General features: G+C 41.2%; 1 protein-coding gene and 1 pseudogene. Both read right to left on the minus strand.

Annotation, left to right across the window (positions count from 1 at the left end; all coding sequences use genetic code 11):
* Nucleotides 1-626, minus strand: a 626-nt coding sequence (locus tag CCU_RS11355; protein ID WP_208896390.1) for a lactate/malate family dehydrogenase, incomplete at its 3' end; no start/stop codon positions are given.
* A gap of 51 nt (nucleotides 627-677) precedes the next feature.
* A pseudogene (gene rbr / locus CCU_RS11360) lies at nucleotides 678-1,167 on the minus strand (rubrerythrin); the annotation flags it as partial.

Genomic DNA, 1,167 nt, shown 5'->3' on the forward strand with positions numbered 1-1,167 from the left:
ACTGCTGTAGCTATTTCTGCCGTGTTTTCCTTGTGCTTGTAATGTCCACGCATTTCACACATTTCACTTAATGGAACACCAGATACATTGGCTGATGACCATGCTACAACTTCGCTGTCTCCATGCTCACCTACTATAAATGCATGAACACTCCTGCTGTCCACAGATAAATGCTCACCAAGCTTATATCTTAATCTGGCACTATCTAACACAGTACCCGATCCAATAACCCTGTTTTCTGGAAGTCCTGATAACTTTATGGCTACCTGAGTCAGGATATCTACCGGATTCGCAACTACAAGCATGATACCTGCAAAATTTCTCTTTGCTATTTCAGGAATGATTGACTTAAATATTGCTACATTTTTATTTACGAGATCAAGCCTTGTCTCTCCCGGTTTCTGTCCCGCTCCGGCAGATATGACAACAATTGCAGCATCAGCCACATCATCATAATCTCCGGCATATATTTTCATCGGACTCGCAAATGGAATACCATGACTGATATCCATCGCTTCTCCTTCTGCCTTGTTCTTATCTGCATCGATAAGGACAATCTCTGTAAACAAGCCACTCTGCATTAAAGCAAAGACTGACGCAGAACCGACAAAACCACAGCCTATCATTACTGCTTTTTTTGAATTAATCACTTGCTTTTTCGTAATAATCTCATCTCCTTAATAATTCTCTTCATGTACTTCAAAATAGCTCTGTGGATGATTACATACCGGACATACCTCAGGAGCCTTTGTTCCTACCACGATATGTCCGCAGTTACGGCATTCCCATACCTTAACTTCACTCTTTTCAAATACCTGTGCAGTTTCAATATTCTTAAGAAGTGCACGATATCTCTCCTCATGATGCTTCTCAATTTCTCCTACTGCTCTGAATTTTGCTGCAAGCTCAGGGAAACCTTCTTCTTCGGCTGTTTTCGCAAAGCCTTCATACATATCTGTCCACTCATAATTCTCGCCTTCTGCAGCTGCCGCCAGATTTTTCTTTGTATCACCAATTCCTGCTAATTCCTTGAACCACATCTTTGCATGTTCTTTCTCATTATCTGCGGTCTTTAAAAATAATGCAGACATCTGCTCATAGCCTTCCTTTTTCGCTACAGAAGCAAATAGGTATACTTATTTCTCGCCTGAGACTCTCCTGCAAATG

Origin of the sequence: Coprococcus sp. ART55/1, from assembly GCF_000210595.1 — a bacterium.
In the GTDB taxonomy this organism is placed as follows: Bacteria; Bacillota; Clostridia; order Lachnospirales; family Lachnospiraceae; genus Coprococcus; species Coprococcus aceti.